This is a genomic window from Sphingoaurantiacus capsulatus (genome assembly GCF_042648405.1).
Lineage (GTDB): Bacteria > Pseudomonadota > Alphaproteobacteria > Sphingomonadales > Sphingomonadaceae > Sphingoaurantiacus > Sphingoaurantiacus capsulatus.
This window is the reverse complement of the sequence record NZ_JBHRXV010000011.1, coordinates 735,611-754,956: the sequence shown is the minus strand read 5'-3', so window position 1 is coordinate 754,956 and position 19,346 is coordinate 735,611. Positions and strand designations below refer to the sequence as shown.

The window sequence follows — 19,346 nt, the reverse complement described above, 5'->3', positions numbered from 1 at the left end:
AGATAAGGGAGAGGGCAATGGCGCGCGCGAATATCCTGTCGAAGGCCAACTATTCGGCGAAGGTGGGCGAGGAACTGGGGGTGTCCGACTGGATCACCGTCGACCAGGCGCGCATCGACGCCTTTGCGGAATGCACCGGCGACCATCAGTTCATCCACGTCGACCCCGACAAGGCGAAGCTGACCCCGTTCGGCACCACCATTGCGCACGGCTACCTGACGCTCTCGCTGCTGTCGGCGATGGCATACGATGCGATGCCGGGCATCGAGGGCACCAAGATGGGCGTCAACTACGGCCTCAACAAAGTGCGCTTCATGGCGCCGGTGAAGTCGGGCAAGCGCATCCGCGGCCGCTTCAAGCTGGTCGACCTGACCGAGCGCCAGCCGGGAACCTTGCAGTCGACCGTCGAGGTCAGCGTCGAGATCGACGGCGAGACCAAGCCGGCGCTCATCGCCGAGTGGGTGACGCTGGCGTATGTTTAGATCCGTCATCCCCGCGAAGGCGGGGATCCAGCACGGATGAAAAGCGCCCGCGGCAGCGGGCAGGTTATTTGTTGGACTGGGTCCCCGCCTTCGCGGGGATGACGATTTGAAGGGATTTCCCCATGCGTGAAGCCGTCATCGTTTCCACCGCCCGCACGCCGATCGGCAAGGCCTATCGCGGCGCGTTCAACGCCACTCCATCGCCGACGCTCGCCGGCCATGCCATCGCCGCCGCGGTGAAGCGCGCGGGCCTTGAGGGCGGCGAGGTTGACGACGTCGTGTTCGGCGCGGCGCTGCAGCAGGGCGTTCAGGGCGGCAACATCGCCCGCCTCGCCGGGCTTCGCGCCGGGCTCCCCGTGACCGTTGCCGGCCAGTCGCTCGACCGCCAGTGCGCCTCGGGCCTGATGGCGATCGCCACGGCGGCGAAGCAGATCATCGTCGATGGGCAGCAGATCACCGTCGGCGGCGGCGTCGATTCGATCTCGATGGTGATGAACGAGCAGATGCGCGGCGGCGTCGACCCGAGCCTGCTCGAGATGCACCCGGCAACCTACATGCCGATGATCGACACCGCCGAGGTCGTCGCCAAGCGCTACAACATCGATCGCGACATCTGCGACGAATACAGCTTCCAGTCGCAGCAGCGCACGGCCGCCGCTCAGCAGGCGGGCAAGTTCGACGACGAGATCGTGCCGATGGCGTCGACGATGGTGATGAAGAACAAGGAGACCGGCGAGGTCACCAAGCATGAGGTGAACCTCACCAAGGACGAGGGCAACCGCCCCGACACGACGCTCGAAGGGCTCAAAGGTCTGCAGCCGGTGCGCGGCCCCGGTCACAATGTCACCGCCGGCAACGCCAGCCAACTGTCCGACGGCGCCTCGGCAAGCGTGCTGATGGAAGCGGGCGAGGCGTCGCGGCGCGGCCTGACCCCGCTCGGCCGCTACGTCGGCATGGCGGTCGCCGGCCTCGAGCCCGACGAGATGGGCATCGGCCCGGTCTATGCGATCCCGAAGCTGCTCAAGGCCAACGGCCTGAAGATGGACGACATCGGCCTGTGGGAGCTGAATGAGGCGTTCGCGGTGCAGGTGGTCTACTGCCGCGACCAGCTCGGCATTCCGAACGATCTGCTCAACGTCAACGGCGGCGCGATCTCGATCGGCCACCCGTTCGGCATGTCGGGCGCGCGCCTCACCGGCCATGCGCTGATCGAGGGCAAGCGCCGCGGCGCCAAGTACGTCGTCATCACGATGTGCGTCGGCGGCGGCCAGGGCGCCGCGGGGCTGTTCGAGGTCTATTGAGCCTGACCAACTCCGCCGCCGCGCTGCTCGTCGCGATCCTTGCCGGGATCGCGGCGCTGCACGCGCTGTGGGGGATCGGGGTGACCTTCCCGGCGGCGGATCGTCAATCGCTGGCGTTGCTGGTGGTCGGGCGACCGCAATTGCCGCCGCCTGTCGCCTGCTTTGTGGTTGCGTCGTTCGTCGCGGCGCTGGCCGTGCTGCCCGCGCTGGCACTCGGCTGGATCGCGGCGCCGGCGTGGCTGGCGCGGCTCGCGGGCTGGGCCTGCTGGGCGGCGGCGGCGCTGTTCGTCGTGCGCGGGATCGGCGGCTATCTCGCCGCCTTCGAACGAATGTTTCCGCTAGAACCGTTCGCCAGCTTCAACCGCTTCGCCTATTCGCCGCTTTGTCTGCTGCTGGCGCTGCTGTTCGTCGTCGTGGCACGGGCGCGCGTCTAGCGCCGGTTCATTCGTCGCCGTCGCCTGTGTTAGAGCGCGGCGATGATGAGTGACGCTAATCGCACCATGGTCGCGCTGCGGGCGATCTTCCTTCTCGCGCTCAGCCTTTTGGCCATGCCCGCCGCTGCCGCCGAGGCCGCGCCGCCGACGCTGTTCGTCAACGTCAACGTCGTGCCGATGGACCGCGAGCGCGTGCTGCGCGGGCAGTCGGTGCTGGTGCGGGAGGGCCGCATCGCCGCCATCGCGCCGAAGATCGCAGCGCCTGCGGGCGCGGTGGTGGTCGTCGACGGCGGCGGCACAGCCTATCTGCTGCCCGGCCTTAGCGACATGCACGTCCATGTTCGCGACCGCGAGACGCTGGCGATGCTGCTGGCGAGCGGGGTCACCACCGCGCTCGACATGGGCGAGGCGCACAACGCCATCGTCGGGCGGACCCGTGCCGCCATCGCGCGTGGCGACACGCCGGGGCCGCGGCTGTTTGCGGCGCTAGCCGTCGACGGCTCGGCGCAGTTCGGGCATCTGGTGCTACCGACGCCCGAGATCGCGCGCGACGCGGTGCGGGTGGCCAAGGCGAACGGTTATGAGTTCATCAAGGTATACAGCAATTTGACGCCCGAGGTGTTCGCCGCGCTGGTCATTGAGGCGCGCGCGCAGGGGCTGGCGGTCGTCGGCCACAATGTCGAGAAGATCGGTCTCGAACGGCAGGTCGCCGGCGGGCAGGCGATGGTCGCGCATCTTGAGGAGTTTCTCTACGGCTTCTTCAAGCTGCCCGAAGGAGCTGATCCGCAGGCCGCGCCCGCCGATAGCGAGATCGCCCGCGCGGTCGCTTTCCTGAAGCAGCATGGCACCACGGTCACCGCCGACCTTGCCACCTATCAGGCGATCGCCGCGCAATGGGGCAAGCCGGCGGCGGTGCAGGCCGCGCTGGCGTCGCCCGAGGCGCGCCACCTGTCGCCCGGCGACCGCATCGACTGGAGGCGCAGCGGCTATCAGCGCCGCACCGGCAGCCTCGACGCGCGCGCCGCCTTCCTCGGCCGCTTCGCCAGGGCGCTGGCCGCGGCGGGTGTGCCGCTGATCGCCGGCACCGACGCCCCGACCATCGCCGGGCTGTTCGCCGGCGACGCCCTCCACCGTGACCTCGCCGCGCTCGAAGCGGCGGGGCTCAGCCGATATCAGGCGCTGGCGACGGCGACGCGCGAGCCGGGGGCGTTTGTGGCGAGGGCGCTGCCACCGGGCGAGCGGTTCGGGACGGTGGCAGTGGGCTCTCGCGCCGACCTGCTGCTCGTCACCGCCAATCCGCTCGACGGCCTCGTCGCGCTGCGCGAGCCTGTCGGGGTAATGGCAGCGGGGCGCTGGCATGATGCAGCGGCGCTCGCCGCGATGCGTGAGAAAGTTGCCGATACTTATGTGGCAACACCCTAGTCCCTATCGCTTGAGGAGAGAGGGGACCTTGCCCTCCCAACCGCCCTTTCAGGGCACACGCTCGCCCTTCGACAAGCTCAGGATGAGCGCCTAGAGTGGCGGGGACGCGAGGACCGATGCGATGACGAGAATCAGCAGCTTCGAGGAATTCTGGCCGATCTACCTGCGGGCGCATTCGAACCCGACGTGCCGGGCGCTGCACTATGCCGCCTCGATCAGCGGGCTGACGGCGCTGGCGCTGGTGCTGCTCACCGGCAGCGGCTGGTGGCTGCTCGCCGGGCTGCTGCTGTCCTACGGCTTTGCCTGGGTCGGGCATTTCAAGGTCGAGCACAATGTGCCGCTGACCTTCACCCATCCCTGGTGGTCGCTGGTCGCCGACTATCGCATGTTCTTCCTGTGGACGATGGGGCAGCTGCCGCGTCACCTGCGCCACGCCGGGGTGGAGCCGGCATGAGCCTTCGTGACCGGGCGCATGCGCTGCGCGTCGATGCCCATGCCGTGTGGCTGTCGGTGCGCGATCCGCGCACCTCGTGGTTCGCCAAGCTCTTGGGACTGCTGGTCACTGGCTATGCGCTGTCGCCGATCGACCTGATCCCCGATTTCGTGCCGGTGCTCGGGCTGCTCGACGATGCGATCCTGATCCCGATCGGCATCTGGCTGATGCTGCGGCTGATCCCGCAGGAGGTGTTCGCCGAGCACCGCGCCGCCGCCGAGATCGCCAGCCATCGGCCGGTCAGCCGCTGGGGCGCGGCGGCGATCATCCTGTTGTGGACGGCGATCGCCGCCAGCCTCGCCTGGTCGGTCTATCATTATCGTTATTGGTGAGCGCGTATCGGTGGAGTGACGGCATGAGCGACGAAGAAGAGGTTCAACTCGATCCGGTCGTCACCGTGTCGCGCATCACCGCGCTGGAGATGCTGATGCGCCAGCAGATGATCATCCAGCTGCGCATCCTGAACGAGCTCGGCCATATCGAGCTGACGCCCGACTATGTGAAGAACCTCGCCGACATCTACACCGAGAAGGTCGATGAATCGAAGATCATCGATTCCTCGTCACCCGACGTGAATTACGAGTTCAAGGTCAACGTCATCCATCATCTCGAACGCTTCTTTGACGAGATCATCGAGCATGTGAAGCGGAACCCCTGACCCTTGTTTTCCTCTCCCCTCAAGAGAGAGGGATTAAGCGGTCCACGCGAAGCTTCAGCGCGGCGGGGAGCACCAGCAGGTTGGCGACGCCGACGGCGAGGATGACGTCGAGCACCTTGAGGCCGCTGGCGATCATCGCCGCGGCGATCACCGATCCCGCCACCATGAAAGCCGAGTTGACGATGTTGTTGGCGGCGATGGTGCGCGCGCGTTCGCCGGGGTCGCACTCGGTCTGCAGGATTGCATAGAGCGGCACGACGAAGATGCCCGCTGAAAAGGCCATGCCGAACAGCGCGATCAACACATGCCACGATCCGCTGTGCGCCATGAAGGTGCCGACATCGGCGACGCCCGGCACGGTGTCGTAGAAATGCACCGCGGCGACGACATAGGCGGTGAAGGTGCTGACCGCGACGGCGGCGGCGGGGGTGTAGCGCGCCGAGACCTTGCCCTTCAGCAGCTTGCTGACCGTCATCGAGCCGAGCGCGACGCCGACCGAGAACATGGTGAGGAACAGCGTCGCGACGCCCTCGTCGGCGTGCAGCCGGTCCTTCACCAGCGGCACGAACTGCGTGGTCAACACCGCGCCCATCGCCCAGAACCAGGAGACGGCAAGCGTGGTGAGCTTCAGCCGCCGGTCCTCGAACAGGTGCGAGATCATCCGGAAGGAGGAGGCGACGACGTTGGGATTGACGCGGATCGCCTTGGTCGGCGGCGCGGTCGGCACCTGCCGCCCGGTCAGCCAGCCGACGAAGGCGACGGCGACCACCGCCCAGGCCGCGTGCGCGCCGAGCATGCCGCCGGCGATCTGGCCGGTCAGTATGGCGATATAGGTGCCGCCTTCGACGAGGCCGGTGCCGGTGAGCAGTTCGTTCGACCCCAGATGCTGCGGCAGGATCGCGTATTTGATCGGGCCGAAGAAGGTCGAGTGGACGCCCATGCCGAACAGCACGAGCATGAGGAGCGCGATCGAGTCGTGGGTCAGCGCGAAGGCGCCTACGCCCATGATGCCGATTTCGGCGAGCTTCACGAGGCGGACGACGCGTGCCTTGTCGACGCTGTCGGCGAGTTCACCCGCAAGGCTGGAGAACAGCACGAATGGCAGGATGAACACGCCGCCGGCCAGGCTCACCATCACCGCCGCATCCTCCGGCCGCGCGGCCAGCAGATGATAGGTTATGAGGAACAGCATCGCCGTCTTGTAGAGATTGTCGTTGAACGCCCCGAGGAACTGGGTGACGAACAACGGCCCGAAGCGCCGGGTGGCGAAGAGATGGAGCATCGACGCGCACCCTAGGCGGGGAGAGGGGGAGGGGCAATGAAGCAACTGGCGATCATCGGCGCGCTGCTGCTGACCGGGTGCATGACGCCCAAGGCGATGCCCGAGCGGTCGATCGCCGAGCTGTCGGCGGACATGGCAGCGGGGCGGACGAGCAGCGAGGAGCTGGTTGCCACTTATCTGAAGCGGATCGATACGATTGATCGCGCCGGGCCGACCCTGCGCAGCGTGATCGCGACCAACCCGGAGGCGCTGGCGCAGGCGCGCGCGCTCGATGCGGAGCGCCGTGCCAAGGGCCCGCGCGGGCCGCTGCACGGCGTGCCGATCCTCGTGAAGGACAATATCGAGACGCGCGACGCGATGGCGACCACCGCCGGCTCGCTGGCGCTCGCCGCCAACGTCACGCGTCGCGATGCGCCTTTGATCGCGCGGCTGCGCGCAGCCGGGGCGGTGATCCTCGGCAAGACCAACCTGTCCGAATGGGCCAATTTCCGTGACGGCGATTCGACCAGTGGCTGGAGCGCGGTCGGCGGGCTGGTGAAGAACCCCTATGCGCTCGACCGCAACGCCTGCGGGTCGAGCAGCGGCAGCGGTGCTGCGGTCGCCGCCGACCTCGCGCCGGCGGCGATCGGCACCGAAACCGACGGCTCGATCGCCTGCCCGGCGAACATGACGGGGCTGGTCGGGTTGAAGCCGACGGTCGGGCTGATTTCGCGGACGTTCGTCGTGCCGATCTCGGCGAGCCAGGACACGCCGGGGCCGATGACGCGCAGTGTGGCGGATGCAGCGCTGCTGCTGACCGCGATGGCGGGCAGCGACCCGGCCGATGCCGCGACGGCGGGGGCCGATGCCCGCAAGCGCGACTATGCGGCGGCGCTGACGCCCGACGTGCTGAAGGGCAGGCGGATCGGCGTGCTGCGCTACCGCACCGGCCATGACGCGCGCGTCGATGCGCTGTTCGAGGCGGCGCTGGCGCAGTTACGTGAGCGCGGCGCCGAGCTTGTCGATATCGCAGAGTCGGGCGTGCCGCGCACGCTCGGTGACCATGAGCTGAAGATCCTGCTCACCGAGTTCAAGGCGGGGCTGAACGCCTATCTCGCGACCACGCCGCCGGCGGTGACGACGCGGACGCTCGCCGAGATCATCGCCTTCAACGCCGCGAGCGAGGCGGAGATGAAGCTGTTCGGGCAACGGCTGTTCGTCGATGCCGAGGCGACGAAGGGTCTCGACGATCCCGACTATCTTAAGGCGCGCACCGAGGCGAAAAGGCTGGCGGGGGCGGACGGGATCGATCGGCTGCTCGGTGCCAACCGCGTCACGATGCTCGTCGCGCCGACGATGGGGCCGGCGTGGATGACCGACCTCGTCAACGGCGATCAGTATAGCGGCGGCAGCTCGAGCCAGTTGGCGGCGGTGGCGGGCTACCCGCACCTGACGGTGCCGATGGGGCTGGTGAAAGGGCTGCCGGTCGGGCTGTCGTTCATCGGCCCGGCGTGGTCGGAGGCCGAGCTGCTGGCGGCGGGCCACGCTTATGAGCAGGCGAGCCGCAAGTGGCGGGCGCCGACCTTCGTCGAGCGGTCGACGGAGCTGCCATAAATCCCCTCTCCCCGTCGCGGAGAGGGCGGCTCGCCGGTAGGCGAGCGGGGTGAGGGGAGCGCCCGGCATGGGCTCGCTTCGCTCGCACCCCTCACCCAACCCTCTCCCCAGCGGGGAGAGGGCTTGGCGCGCGCGACATGGCACCTCATATCGGCAGCATGACCAAATATTCGATGCTCGACCTGGCGCCGATCGTTCAGGGCGGCGACGCCGGGCTGGCGCTGCGCAACGCCCGCGATCTCGCCCAGCATGCTGAGCGCTGGGGCTTCACGCGCTACTGGCTGGCCGAGCATCACAATATGCCCGGCATCGCCAGCGCGGCGACGGCGGTGGCGATGGCGCATGTGGCGGACGGCACCTCGACGATCCGCATCGGCGCCGGCGGCATCATGCTGCCGAACCATGCGCCGCTGATCATCGCCGAGCAGTTCGGCACGCTCGCCGCGCTTCATCCGGGGCGAATCGATCTCGGGGTGGGACGCGCGCCGGGCACCGACGGGCTGACCGCGCAGGCGCTGCGCCGCAATTTGCGTCAGGACATCGATACCTTCCCCAACGACGTCGCCGAGCTGATGGCCTATCTCGGGCCGTCGGAGCCGGGGCAGCGGGTGCGGGCGATTCCGGGCGAGGGGACGAATGTTCCGGTGTGGGTGCTCGGCTCGAGCCTCTACGGCGCGCAGCTCGCCGCCGCGTTCGGACTGCCCTACGCCTTCGCCTCGCATTTCGCCCCGCAGGCGCTCGACGAGGCGATCGAGATCTACCGCCATCGCTTCGAGCCGTCGGAGCATCTGGCCAAGCCCTATGTGATGGTCGGCACCAACGTCTTCGCCGCCGACAGCGCCGAGGAGGCGCGGCGGCTGATGAGCTCGATCCAGCAGGCCTTCCTCAACCTGCGGCGCGGCACGCCGGGGCCGCTGCAGCCGCCGGTCGACGGCTATGAGGCGGCGCTGTCGCCGATCGAGCGGGCGGGGCTCGACCAGGCGCTGTCCTGCTCGGCGATCGGCACGGCGGACGAGGTGCGCGATCAGCTGAAGGCGATCATCGCGCGCACCGGTGCCGACGAGCTGATGATCACCGCGCAGGTCTATGACCACGCCGCGCGGCTGCGTTCGTTCGAAATCGCGGCGGATGTGATGAAAACACTCGATTAAATTCAATCGCTTGGCGGTCGTAGATTGGTTATGCTTGGCACCTAGTTTCGCGAGGAAGCCGACCATGCGCCGCCTGTTCCGTACCGCCGCCGTTGCCGTGCTCACCCTCGGCATGCTGGCCGGCGATATCGCGACATTGTCCTTCACGCCCACCGCCGCCGAAGCGGGCTGGCGGCGCGGGGGCGGCGGCTTTGGTTACGGCGTCGGCTATGGCCATCGCGGGCGCTACGGCGGCTACGGCTATTATCACCGCAACCGCGTCTCGGCCGGCGAGGTGATCGCCACCGTCGCGGTGGTCGGCGCAGCTGTCGCCATCGCCAATTCGGCCCGTCGCGACCGCGACAATGACGACGACGGCTGGGGCGACCGCGACTGGGACCGCCGCCGCGATGGTGGCACAAGGCAGGACCGGCGCGAGGACATCGCCGTCGACGAATGCCGCGACGAGGCGGAGCGGCAGGCACGCACCTACGGCACCAGCGCCAGCATCCGCGACATCTACGACGTCGACGGGCGCGGCAACGAGGTGCGGGTGCGCGGCCTCGTCGAAATCGCCAAGAGCGAGCAGGTCGGCGGCAATATGCAGCGGCAGATCAGCAGCGAGCGCTTCATCTGCATCGTCAGGAACGGCCTCGTCGATTCCTACCAGCTCGGCGGTTACGCTTCACGCTAAGCGCCCGATATCGGACACTATTGTCCGCCCGCGAACAGCGAAGCGTCGGGATTCCGACGCATGACTTCAATTAAATCAAGGGTTTGGCACTTGGCATGATGCCTGCTCGCTGAGCAGGCATGAACGCCGAGACGAATTGGAGGCCCGAGCCGGAATCGAACCGGCGTGCAAGGATTTGCAGTCCTCTGCGTAACCACTCCGCCATCGGGCCTCGGGGCGTGGGCGCGCTATCTAGCAATGCAGCTTGGCGGTTGCAACGTGCGCGGCTAAATGCGGCGACGCCTAATTTCACGGCGATTGCATTTGGGGTGTGTTATGAATATAGATCACCCCGCCAAGTGGGACGGATTAGCGTGAACCAGCAGCCCAGCTTCGACGAGATGCGGCAGACGATGATCGACTGCCAGTTGCGCCCGACCGGGGTGAGCGATCCGCGTGTGGTCGAGGCGTTTGCCGCCACGCCGCGCGAGCGCTTCGTTCCCGCCGACCGCGCCGGCCTCGCCTATGTCGACGAGGATCTGGCTATCGCGCCGGGCCGCTACCTGATGGACCCGATGGCGTTCGGCCAGCTGCTGATGGGCGGCGCGTTCAAGGCGCATGAGCGCGTGCTCGTCGTCGGCGCCGCCACCGGCTACGCTGCCGCGGTGATTGCCCGCCTCGTCCGCGAGGTGGTGGCGCTGGAAAGCGACACGGCGCTGGCCGCGACGGCGCGGACGAATCTCGACGCCGAGGGCGCGGACAACGCGACCGTCGTCGAAGGCCCGCTGGCCGGGGGATGGCCGCAGTCGGGGCCGTATGACGTGTTGTTCTTCGACGGCGCCGTCGCGGCGGTGCCGCCGGCGTTGCTGGCGCAGCTGAAGGACGGCGGGCGTGTCGTGGGCGTCATCGTCGACGCGGACGGCGTCCAGCGCGGCGCGTCCGGCATCGTCTACGGCGGCGCCGTCGGCAAGTCGGAGTTCGCGGATATTTCGGTGCGGCCGCTTCCGGGCTTCGATCGCCCGAAGCAGTTCACTTTCTAGGATCGATCTGAAGAGAGCGGTGGGAAATGATGAAGCGTAACTGGTCAGTTCGGGCCGCTGTGGCCGCGTTGCTGGCGACGACGCCGCTGGGCGCCGCAAGCGCCGACACGCTGCAGGAGGCGCTCGCCTCCGCTTATCTTACCAACCCTGAACTGACGGCGCAGCGCGCCGCGCAGCGGGTGGTCGACGAATCGGTGTCGCTCGCCAATTCGAACTTCCGGCCGACGCTCGGCACGCTGGCGACGCTGAACCAGGATTTCAGCGAGCCGGGGCAGTTCGACGATGACGGGCGCCAGTTCAATGCCGGCGTCAGCTTCACGCAGGACGTCTACACCGGCGGCTCCAACATCGCGACGTTGCGCGCCGCCGATCAGCGGGTGTTGTCGGGCCGCCAGAACCTTCGCGGCACCGAGAATCGCATCCTGCTGAACGCAGTCACCGCCTACAACGACGTGCTGCGCGACCAGAGCCTCGTCGACCTCAACACCAACCAGGTGAGCGTGCTCGAACAGCAGCTCCGCGCCAGCCGCGACCGCTTCGAGGTCGGCGACGTGACCCGCACCGACGTTGCACAGAGCGACGCGCGGCTCGCCAACGCCCGCAGCCAGCGTATCGCGGCGATCGGCCGCCTGACCGCCAGCCGCGAAGCCTATCGCCGCACCGTGGGCCGCGCGCCGGTCGAGCTGGCGCCGCCGCCGCCGCTGCCGCCGCTGCCGGGCACCGTCGAGCAGGCGATCGACATCGCCCAGGCCGAAAGCCCGGCGCTGATTTCGGCCCGCTACGCCGAGGCCGCGGCGCGCTATGACGTGCGCCTCGCCGAGGCCGGCCGCCTGCCGACGCTCGGCGTGCAGACCGACATCGGCTATCAGAACGCCCAGCTCGGCAGCTCGAACGCGAACCAGGGCTTCAGCATCAACGACTTCGGCCAGAGCGTCGGCGCGCAGCTTCGCGTGCCCTTCTATTCGGGCGGCGCCGTTTCCTCGCGCATCCGCGAGGCGAAGGCGCGCCGCAGCCAGGCGGTCGAGAACATCGTCGTCTCCGAGCGGCAGGTGACCGAGAATGTCCGCAACGCCTGGGAGCAGATCCAGACGGCGCGCGCGACCATCGAGGCGGCGCAGGTCGCGGTCAGCTCGAACGAGCTGGCCGTCGAGGGCACGCAGCAGGAGAACCTGGTCGGCTCGCGCAACATCCTCGACGTGCTGAACGCGCAGCAGGAACTGCTGCTGGCGCAGAGCAACCTCGTGACGGCGCGCCGCGACGAATATGTCGCCGGCTATGCGCTGCTCGCCGCGCTCGGCCGCGTCGAGGCCAGGGCGCTCGCGCTGCCGGTCGAAACCTATGATCCGAAGGTCTATTACGACAGCGTTCGCGGCAAGTGGGCGGGCGGCAACGGCCGTGTCCCCGCGTCGGGCTCGACCAGCACCCCCTCCGAGGTGACAAAGCCTGCCAACTAGGTAACAGTGGCGCGCATGGCAGAGACCAAGAACGACCCGTCGATGGAGGAGATTCTCGCCTCCATCCGCCGGATCATCACCGAAGAGCCGGCCGACGCCGCGCCCGCGGGCGACGGCACGCTGTCGGTCGCCGAGCCGCAGCCGGCGGAGCCCGACGAGCATTTCGTCGCGCCCGCCGCCGACGTGCTCGAGCTGACGCAGCCGCTGCCCGAGCTGACCGCCGGGCCGGGGCTGGTATCGCCGTCGACCGCGGCGGTGGCCTCGCAGTCGCTGTCGGCGCTGTCGGGCCTGTCGGTGCGCGGCTACGAAGGCGCGGATCACACGCTTGAGGGCTTGGTGCGCGAGATGCTGAAGCCGATGCTCGCCGAATGGCTGGATGCGCATCTGCCGGAGCTGGTCGAGCGGGTGGTGACCCGTGAGGTCGAGCGCCTGACGCGGCGGTAGGCGTCGCCTGCACGTCACACCACGACAGCCCCGACAGTCCACAACGTCGCAACACCCATAACCGTCATACCGGCGAAAGCCGGTATCCAGGCCGGCCGTCGAACTGGATACCGGCTTTCGCCGGTATGACGGTTTGTGGGTGGGATGGGGTGTGGGGCTGGGCGGGGCAGGGCGACGCAGGGCAGGGCGGGGCCGTGCCGCGCCCCGCCCCGCTAAAGCTGCACCGTCACCCAGGTCTTGGTGTCGTCTTCCTTCGCGCCCGCCGGAAACACCGTCTCCGTATTCGCCGCGCCGAGCGCCCGCACTTCCAGCATCAGCGTCCAGCGGTCGCCCGGATATTTCGACCGGGCGATCTGCAGCTCGCGGCCCTTCGACGGGGTGAACTGCACGCGGCCTTCGCGCGCGCCGCTGAAGGCGACCGGGTTGCCGTACCAGCCGACATTGTTGCCCCAGACATAGTCGGGCCAGCCGCTCGCGCCCTTCACCCGCTCGCCGAGCTGCGCCGAGGCGTGGAGGTTGTGGATCGCGCCGGCCTTGTCGACGAGATAGAGGTCGGCGGTGGCGTAGCTTTCCGCGGGCGGCGTCACGCACAGCCAAACGAAGTCGGCGTCGGCGGCGATCTTCAGGTTCGCGCCGTGGCCGATGTCATGGCCTTTCGCGCGCGTCCACGCCGCGTCGGTGCAGTGGCCGTCCATCAGCATCGACGCCGCCTTGTCGGCCTTGATCGGTGCCGGTGCGGCAGCGGCGAGCGCGAGCAGCGCTGCGGGCATCAGATATCGCATATAGTCTTCCCTCACTCGGTCGGGAGAATGAGGGCAGCGGGCGCGCTTTGCCACGCCGCCGGTCGAAGCGCGGGCCCGCTTGTCGAGCCCTTGCGCCCGTTCATTGGTCGCCTGTGCTTGCCCCTGCGCGCCACGCGCCGCTAAAGGGTCCGCATGACGATCGACAAGACCTATTCGCCCGCCGACATCGAGGCCCGCTGGTACCCGCACTGGGAGGGGAGCGGCGCGTTCCGCCCCGAGCGGCCCGAGGCCGAGCCGTTCACCATCGTCATCCCGCCGCCGAACGTCACCGGCTCGCTGCACATCGGGCACGCGCTCGACAACACCTTGCAGGACGTGCTGATCCGCTATCACCGCCTGCGCGGCCGCGACGCGCTGTGGGTGGTCGGCACCGACCATGCCGGCATCGCCACGCAGCAGGTGGTCGAGCGCACCATCGCCGGGCAGGGCCTGACGCGTCAGGGCATGGGCCGCGAGGCGTTCGTCTCGACGGTCTGGGACTGGAAGGAGCAGTCGGGCGGCACCATCACCCGTCAGCTGCGCCGCCTCGGCGCGTCGTGCGACTGGGCGCATGAGCGCTTCACCATGGACGAGGGCTTCAACCAGGCCGTCCTCAAGGTGTTCGTCGACCTCTACCGGCAGGGGCTGCTCTACAAGGACAAGCGGCTGGTCAACTGGGACCCGAAGCTGCGCACCGCCATCTCCGACCTCGAGGTCGAGCAGAAGGAAGTGCAGGGGAGCTTCACCCATTTCCGCTATCCGCTCGAGGACGGATCGGGCGAGATCGTCGTCGCGACGACGCGACCCGAGACGATGCTCGCCGACATGGCCGTGGCGGTGAACGCCGACGACGACCGCTACAAGGCGTGGATCGGCAAGAACATCCGCCAGCCGCTGACCGGCCGCCTGATCCCGATCGTGGCCGACGAACATGCCGACCCTGAGCTGGGCTCGGGCGCGGTGAAGATCACGCCGGGCCATGACTTCAACGATTTCGAGGTCGGGAAGCGCGCCGGCATCGCCGCGGCCGACATGCTCAGCATGTTCGACTTCGACGGCAAGGTGCAGCAGACCAGCGACGGCCTGATCCCGGCGAAATATGTCGGCATGGACCGGTTCGACGCGCGCAAGGCGGTCGTTGCCGACATGGAGGAAGTGGGCTTCGTCAACCGCATCGAGGACAAGACGATCCAGATGCCCTACGGCGACCGCTCGGGCGTGCCGATCGAGCCGCTGCTGACCGACCAATGGTATGTCGACGCCGCGACCTTGGCGAAGCCGGCGATCGAGGCGGTGCGCGCCGGCACGACGAAGTTCGTGCCGCAGACCTGGGAAAAGACCTATTTCAACTGGATGGAGAACATCCAGCCCTGGTGCGTGTCTCGCCAGCTGTGGTGGGGGCACCAGATCCCGGCGTGGTACGACACCGACGGCAATGTCTATGTCGCCGAAACCGAGGCCGAGGCGCAGCAGCAAGCCGGCAACAAGGCGCTGACCCGCGACCCCGACGTGCTCGACACCTGGTTCTCGTCGGGCCTGTGGCCGTTCGGCACGCTCGGCTGGCCGGAGAACAACGACAAGGTCGATCGCTACTATCCGAACTCGGTGCTGGTCACCGGCTTCGACATCATCTTCTTCTGGGTGGCCCGCATGATGATGCAGGGCATGCACTTCATGAAGGAAGTACCGTTCCACACCGTCTACTGCCACGGCCTCGTCCGCGACGCGAAGGGGCAGAAGATGTCCAAGTCGCGCGGCAATACCGTCGATCCGCTCGAACTGATCGACCAATATGGCGCCGACGCGCTGCGCTTCACCCTGACCGCGATGGAGACGCAGGGCCGCGACATCAAGCTCAGCGAGAAGCGGGTCGAGGGCTATCGCAACTTCGGCACCAAGCTGTGGAACGCCGCCCGCTTCGCGCAGTCGAACGGCATCGGCGCCTCGCAGCAGATCGGCGCGCCCGATGCGACCCTGCCGGTCAACCGCTGGATCATCGGCGAGGTGGCGAAGACGAGCCAAGCGCTCGACATTGCGATGGCCGAGTTCCGCTTCGATGCCTATGCCGACACCATCTACCAGTTCACGTGGAGCCGCTTCTGCGACTGGTATCTGGAGTTGACCAAGCCGATCCTCGCCGACGGCGCCACTGGCCCGGCGGCGGACGAGACGCGCAAGGTCGCCGGCTGGGCGCTCGACCAGATCCTCGTCATGCTGCACCCGGTGATGCCGTTCATCACCGAGGAGCTGTGGCACGCGCTCGGCGAGCGGCCCTATGACCTGATCCTCGCCAAATGGGTCGAGGCGGACGCGCACTCGATCGACGCCGAGGCCGCGGCCGACATCGACTGGCTGATCGAGGTCGTCACCGAGATTCGCGCTGCACGTAATGAACTGAACGTGCCGCCCAGCGCCAAGCTGGTCACCACGGCGCAGGTCGAAACCCCGGTTGTCGCGGCGCGCATCGAAAAATACGCCCCATTCGTCGCGCGCCTCGCCCGCCTTGAAAGCATCCGCCTAGTATCGGCGCCGGAAGATGGTGGCGCGCGCCTCCAGGTGGTCGGAAACGGCGTGACGTTGTCATTGAGCGTCGAAGGCGTGATCGACATCGCGGCGGAGCGCGGACGACTGGAGAAGGCGGTGGCCACGGCCGAAAAGGACGCGGCGGGCATCGCCGGCAGGCTCGGCAACGAAGCGTTCGTCAGCAAGGCGAAACCCGAGGTGGTCGAGGAGAATCGCGACCGGCTCGCGGCGCTGCAGGCGGACGCGCAGCGGCTTCGCGCCGCGCTCGCCCGGCTCGGCTGACGCAGGCAGCGTCGCCATCCTCCGGTGAATGGAAGGATGGCGAATGAAATATCTGCTTCTGACATTGGCGCTGCTCAGCGCGGTGCCGGCGGTGGCGCAGCCTGCGCCGGCCGCTGTGTCGCACATGACGGTGTTCAACCGGCCCGGCCCCGAATTCGCAAAGGCGCATGATCCGGCCAATCGCGCCCTCATCATCGCACACCAGCGCCTCTATCAGCAGTTTGCGCGTGAAGGCGTCCTGATCGCCGGCGGTCGATTCGAAGGCGAGCCGGTACTCGGCCTGTCGGTGTTCACGCTGGATGTCGACCGGGGCGCGGTGCGGCGGGCGCTGGAGGAGGATCCGGCGGTGAAGGCCGGCATCGTCGCCATCGAATTCCGCGACTGGCAGCTTCAGATGGGCGGTCTCGCCCGGCCGGCGGGCGATTAGGCTGACACCCAGATTAGGAAGGCGAGCAGCAGCGCGCCCGCGACGCCGCCCGCCACCAGCAGGCGGCGTTCGCGTTTGACGGTGGGCTTGCGCTTGCGGGCCATCGACTGAGCCTATCGCCTCCGCACCCATGCCTGCAACGCCCTATCCGCGCTCACACCCTTCGACGAGCTCAGGGGGAGCGGAGAGGGTTGGGGCTCCCCTAAATCCGGATGAAGCGGAATTGGGTGGCAGGGGTTGCAGCCAGTGCGCTAAGCCATTGGCCGTGGACCTCGATCTCATCCTCGTCGGCGGCGGGCTCGCCAGCGGGCTTATCGCGCTGAAGCTGGCGAAGGTGCGGCCCGAGCTGCGCGTCGGCATCGTCGAGGCGAGCGACCGGATCGGCGGCAACCACACCTGGTCGTCGTTCGACAAGGATCTGCGCAGCGCGCAGCGGGCGTGGACGGCGCGGCTGTATGTGAAGCAGTGGCGGGCCTATAGCGTCGCCTTCCCGAAATTCCGCCGCACGCTCGGCCTCGGCTACGCCAGCGCGACCAGCGAGCGGCTCGACGGCGAGGTGCGCGGGGTGATCCGGCCCGAGCGGCTGTTCCTCGGCCGTACCGCGACGGCGGTGACGCCGACCGGCGTGACGCTCGACGACGGTACCGAATTGAAGGCGAAGGCGGTGATCGACGCGCGTGGCGCGGTCGAGAGCCAGCATCTCGACCTGCGCTGGCAGAAGTTCGTCGGTCAGCATGTCGAGCTGGAGGCGCCGCACGGGCTCGCCTATCCGATGATCATGGACGCGACGGTGGCGCAGGACGACGGCTATCGCTTCGTCTACCTGCTGCCCTTCGGCAACCGCGACCTCCTGATCGAGGACACCTATTACGCCGATGGCCCGGCGCTCGACGTCGAGCGGCTGCGCACCCGCATCGCCGAGCAGGCGGCGAAGCGCGGCTGGAAGATCGCGCGGGTGATCCGCGAGGAGCAGGGGGTGCTGCCGATCGCGCTCGGCGGCGACATCAAGGCTTTCCTCGATGCGGGCGACGCGGGTGTGCCGCGTGTGGGGCTGCGCGCCGGGCTGTTTCACCCGACCACCGGCTACAGCTTCCCCGATGCCGTGCGCGTCGCCGACCGGATCGCCGCGATCCGCAATCTCACCTCGGCCAACATCCATGCCGATCTGCGCCAATATGCGGAGACGGCGTGGAAGAAGCGCGGCTTCTACCGGATGCTCAACCGCATGTTCTTCCTCGCCGCCGAGCCGGGACAGCGCTACAAGGTGCTCGAACGCTTCTACCGGCTGGATGCGGCGCTGATCTCGCGTTTCTACGCCGGCACCACGACCCTGCTCGACAAGGCCTTCATTCTGATCGGCAAGCCGCCGGTGCCGATCAAGCGGGCGTTGAAAGTGATGAAGGAAAAGCCGCGTGCGTAAGGTTGCGGTGATCGGCAGCGGCTTCGGCGGCCTCGCGCTCGCCATTCGGCTGCAATCGGCGGGCCTCGACGTCACGCTCATCGAGAAGCGCGACAAGCCAGGCGGGCGCGCCTACGTCTGGCATGACGAGGGCTTCACCTTCGACGCCGGGCCGACCGTCATCACCGACCCGAGCTGCCTCGAGGAGCTGTTCGCGCTCTCCGGCCGGCGGCTGGCCGACTATGTCGAACTGCTCCCGGTGACGCCCTTCTACCGGCTGATGTGGGAGGACGGCAGCGTCTTCGACTATTCGAACGACGATGCCGCGCTGAACGCGCAGATCGCGGCGATGTCGCCGGCGGATGTCGAGGGCTATCGGCGCTTCCTGACCTATTCGGAAGGCGTGTTCCGGGAGGGCTATGAGAAGCTCGGCCACGAGGCGTTCCTCGACTTCGGCCAGATGGTGAAGGCGGCGCCGCAGCTGCTGCGCTACGAGGCCTACCGCAGCGTCTATGCGATGGTATCGCGCTACATCAGCGATCCGCGGCTGCGCGAGGCGTTCAGCTTCCACACGCTGCTGGTCGGCGGCAATCCGTTCAAGACCAGCTCGATCTATGCGCTGATCCATGCGCTCGAGAAGAAATGGGGCGTGTGGTTTCCGCGCGGCGGCACCCATGCGCTGGTGCGCGGGCTGTTGAAGCTGTTCACCGACCTCGGCGGGCAGGTGCGGATGGGCTCCGGCGTGCGCACCATCAAGGCGGCCGGTGAGCGCGTGACCGGCGTCGCCACCGACGATGGCTGGTCGGCGGCGTTCGACGCGGTCGCGTCGAACGGCGACGTCGTCCACACCTATCGCGACCTGCTTGGCGGCCATCCGCGCGGGGTGCAGATGGGGCAGCGGCTGCAGCGGCGCAGCTTCTCGCCCTCGCTGTTCGTCACCTATTTCGGGCTGAAGCGGCAGCACGCCCATATCCCGCACCACAGCATCCTGTTCGGCCCGCGCTACCGCGAGCTGCTGGCGGACATCTATTCGCACGGCGTCGTCGCCGAGGATTTCTCGCTCTACCTGCACCACCCGACCGCCACCGACCCGGCGTTGGCGCCGGAAGGGTGCAGCGCCTTCTACGTGCTGTCGCCGGTGCCGCACCTGGGCAAGGCGCCGATCGACTGGGAGACGTTCGCGCCGAAATATGCGGATCGCATCCTCGGCTATCTGGAGAAGCGGCTGATCCCCGGCCTGCGTGATGACTTGGTCACGATGCGCACCTTCACGCCGCAGAATTTCGCCACCGAGTTGGGCGCGCATCTCGGTAGCGCGTTCAGCCTGGAGCCGGTGCTGTGGCAGAGCGCCTGGTTCCGCACGCACAACCGCGACGACGTGCTGAAGAATCTTTATTTCGTCGGCGCCGGCACGCATCCGGGCGCGGGCGTGCCGGGGGTCGTCGGCTCGGCGAAGGCGACGGCGAAGCTGATGATTGCGGACTTGGGGTGAGCGCCTCCTGCCGTCATCCCCGCGAAGGCGGGGAC

General features: G+C 68.1%; 19 protein-coding genes and 1 tRNA gene. 17 read left to right on the top strand and 3 right to left on the bottom strand.

Annotated features, from left to right (window positions below; translation table 11 throughout):
* The first annotated feature begins 17 nt into the window (after positions 1-17).
* From ACFOMD_RS15885 to ACFOMD_RS15855, 7 genes are all read left to right on the top strand, one after another.
* A complete protein-coding gene (locus ACFOMD_RS15885) occupies positions 18-482 on the top strand; it encodes a MaoC family dehydratase (protein WP_380863127.1) in 465 nt (154 codons plus the stop codon).
* A gap of 122 nt (positions 483-604) precedes the next feature.
* On the top strand, positions 605-1,783 hold the full coding sequence (locus ACFOMD_RS15880) for an acetyl-CoA C-acyltransferase (RefSeq protein ID WP_380863125.1): 1,179 nt from the start codon (positions 605-607) through the stop codon (positions 1,781-1,783).
* The gene (locus tag ACFOMD_RS15875; RefSeq protein ID WP_380863123.1) at positions 1,780-2,217 is read left to right on the top strand and encodes a DUF3995 domain-containing protein; all 438 of its coding nucleotides are present in this window, start codon (positions 1,780-1,782) and stop codon (positions 2,215-2,217) included. The genes ACFOMD_RS15880 and ACFOMD_RS15875 overlap by 4 nt, the downstream gene beginning before the upstream one ends.
* 42 nt (positions 2,218-2,259) lie before the next feature.
* Positions 2,260-3,639, top strand: a complete 1,380-nt coding sequence (locus ACFOMD_RS15870) for an amidohydrolase family protein (protein ID WP_380863121.1) — start codon at positions 2,260-2,262, stop codon at positions 3,637-3,639.
* A gap of 121 nt (positions 3,640-3,760) precedes the next feature.
* A complete protein-coding gene (locus ACFOMD_RS15865) occupies positions 3,761-4,093 on the top strand; it encodes an Mpo1-like protein (RefSeq protein WP_380863119.1) in 333 nt (110 codons plus the stop codon).
* Complete coding sequence (locus ACFOMD_RS15860) at positions 4,090-4,464, top strand: YkvA family protein (protein ID WP_380863118.1); 375 nt, start codon at positions 4,090-4,092, stop codon at positions 4,462-4,464. Before ACFOMD_RS15865 ends, ACFOMD_RS15860 begins: the two co-directional genes overlap by 4 nt.
* Before the next feature lie 23 nt (positions 4,465-4,487).
* A complete protein-coding gene (locus tag ACFOMD_RS15855; protein ID WP_380863116.1) occupies positions 4,488-4,790 on the top strand; it encodes a hypothetical protein in 303 nt (100 codons plus the stop codon).
* Between the two features lie 19 nt (positions 4,791-4,809).
* Here ACFOMD_RS15855 and ACFOMD_RS15850 read toward each other — a convergent pair whose 3' ends face one another.
* Positions 4,810-6,072, bottom strand: coding sequence for an MFS transporter (locus ACFOMD_RS15850; protein ID WP_380863114.1), 1,263 nt, complete (start codon positions 6,070-6,072; stop codon positions 4,810-4,812).
* A gap of 36 nt (positions 6,073-6,108) precedes the next feature.
* On the opposite strand from ACFOMD_RS15850, the gene ACFOMD_RS15845 reads away from it, so the two are divergent.
* The 3 genes from ACFOMD_RS15845 (at position 6,109) to ACFOMD_RS15835 (ending at position 9,489) form a co-directional block, all read left to right on the top strand.
* On the top strand, positions 6,109-7,665 hold the full coding sequence (locus tag ACFOMD_RS15845) for an amidase (protein ID WP_380863112.1): 1,557 nt from the start codon (positions 6,109-6,111) through the stop codon (positions 7,663-7,665).
* 158 nt (positions 7,666-7,823) lie between these two features.
* Positions 7,824-8,816, top strand: a complete 993-nt coding sequence (locus ACFOMD_RS15840; protein WP_380863470.1) for an LLM class flavin-dependent oxidoreductase — start codon at positions 7,824-7,826, stop codon at positions 8,814-8,816.
* A 64-nt stretch (positions 8,817-8,880) separates the two neighbouring features.
* A complete protein-coding gene (locus tag ACFOMD_RS15835) occupies positions 8,881-9,489 on the top strand; it encodes a hypothetical protein (protein WP_380863110.1) in 609 nt (202 codons plus the stop codon).
* A 137-nt stretch (positions 9,490-9,626) separates the two neighbouring features.
* Here ACFOMD_RS15835 and ACFOMD_RS15830 read toward each other — a convergent pair.
* Positions 9,627-9,700, bottom strand: a tRNA-Cys gene (locus ACFOMD_RS15830).
* 142 nt (positions 9,701-9,842) lie between these two features.
* On the opposite strand from ACFOMD_RS15830, the gene ACFOMD_RS15825 reads away from it, so the two are divergent.
* From ACFOMD_RS15825 to ACFOMD_RS15815, 3 genes are read left to right on the top strand one after another with little or no spacing between them, the layout of a single operon-like run.
* Positions 9,843-10,508, top strand: a complete 666-nt coding sequence (locus ACFOMD_RS15825; RefSeq protein WP_380863108.1) for a protein-L-isoaspartate O-methyltransferase family protein — start codon at positions 9,843-9,845, stop codon at positions 10,506-10,508.
* A gap of 26 nt (positions 10,509-10,534) precedes the next feature.
* On the top strand, positions 10,535-11,962 hold the full coding sequence (locus tag ACFOMD_RS15820) for a TolC family outer membrane protein (protein ID WP_380863106.1): 1,428 nt from the start codon (positions 10,535-10,537) through the stop codon (positions 11,960-11,962).
* Between the two features lie 15 nt (positions 11,963-11,977).
* The gene (locus ACFOMD_RS15815; RefSeq protein WP_380863104.1) at positions 11,978-12,406 is read left to right on the top strand and encodes a DUF2497 domain-containing protein; all 429 of its coding nucleotides are present in this window, start codon (positions 11,978-11,980) and stop codon (positions 12,404-12,406) included.
* A 212-nt stretch (positions 12,407-12,618) separates the two neighbouring features.
* Here ACFOMD_RS15815 and ACFOMD_RS15810 read toward each other — a convergent pair whose 3' ends face one another.
* Positions 12,619-13,188, bottom strand: a complete 570-nt coding sequence (locus tag ACFOMD_RS15810) for a hypothetical protein (RefSeq protein WP_380863102.1) — start codon at positions 13,186-13,188, stop codon at positions 12,619-12,621.
* Positions 13,189-13,341: 153 nt separating this feature from the next.
* Here ACFOMD_RS15810 and ACFOMD_RS15805 point away from each other — a divergent pair, with 153 nt between their 5' ends.
* From ACFOMD_RS15805 to ACFOMD_RS15790, 4 genes are all read left to right on the top strand, one after another.
* Positions 13,342-15,993 (top strand): valine--tRNA ligase, encoded by a 2,652-nt coding sequence (locus ACFOMD_RS15805; protein WP_380863100.1) that lies wholly within the window; start codon positions 13,342-13,344, stop codon positions 15,991-15,993.
* A gap of 43 nt (positions 15,994-16,036) precedes the next feature.
* Positions 16,037-16,420: a hypothetical protein gene (locus ACFOMD_RS15800; RefSeq protein WP_380863098.1), complete on the top strand. Its 384-nt coding sequence runs from the start codon at positions 16,037-16,039 to the stop codon at positions 16,418-16,420.
* Between the two features lie 265 nt (positions 16,421-16,685).
* Positions 16,686-17,840 (top strand): lycopene beta-cyclase CrtY, encoded by a 1,155-nt coding sequence (gene crtY, locus ACFOMD_RS15795; RefSeq protein ID WP_380863096.1) that lies wholly within the window; start codon positions 16,686-16,688, stop codon positions 17,838-17,840.
* Positions 17,833-19,311: a phytoene desaturase gene (locus ACFOMD_RS15790; protein ID WP_380863094.1), complete on the top strand. Its 1,479-nt coding sequence runs from the start codon at positions 17,833-17,835 to the stop codon at positions 19,309-19,311. The genes crtY and ACFOMD_RS15790 overlap by 8 nt, the downstream gene beginning before the upstream one ends.
* The last annotated feature ends 35 nt before the right edge of the window (positions 19,312-19,346 follow it).